Below are 636 nucleotides of genomic sequence, written 5' to 3'. Positions count from 1 at the left end.
CGGCGGCGCTGGCCGCCGAGCAGTACGAGGCCGTCACCACCAGCTTCGAGGCCCAGGAGGAGCTCACCCGGGCCGCTCTGGGCAAGGACGGCACAGCGGCGGTGGTGCGGCGGCTCGCGGCCCGGCTCGGGGGCTGGGCGGCGCTCTACGACGCCACCGGGACGCTCGCCCTGGTGGCTCCCGACTGGGCGGCCAGACGGGCCGCACGGCTCGCCGGGGAGGTGGACCGGCTGCGCCGCCGCCCCGCCCCGGCCAGCGCGGCGCTGCAGGGCCGGCCCGGCGGTCCGGACTCCGCCGACGAGGACTTCGTGGTGCTGCAGTCGCTGGGCGCCGACCGCCGGCCCCGCGGCTTCCTCGCCGTCGGCACCGAGGCCCGGCTCAGCCCCACCGAGAGGTATGTGCTGAACGCGGCCGTGGCACTGCTCACCCTCACCCTGGAGCGTTCCAGGGATCTGCGGCGCGCCGAGGAGCGGATGAGCATCGCCCTGCTGCGACTGGTGCTGGCGGGGGAGACGGAGACCGCCCGTGAGGTGGCCGCGGTGCTGTACGGGGGCCTGCCGGCGGGGGCCGTACGGGTACTGCTGGCGCAGGGTGCCCGAGGTGAGGAGGGCGAGGGCGACCCGCTGGCCGACCTGG

General features: G+C 77.5%; 1 pseudogene. It reads left to right on the top strand.

The features are described 5' to 3' along the window. Nucleotides 1–636, top strand: a pseudogene (locus AOK09_RS42845) (PucR family transcriptional regulator); the annotation flags it as partial.

Source organism: Peterkaempfera griseoplana (assembly GCF_001418575.1).
Lineage (GTDB): Bacteria > Actinomycetota > Actinomycetes > Streptomycetales > Streptomycetaceae > Peterkaempfera > Peterkaempfera griseoplana.
This window is presented reverse-complemented; position numbering and strand designations above follow the sequence as displayed.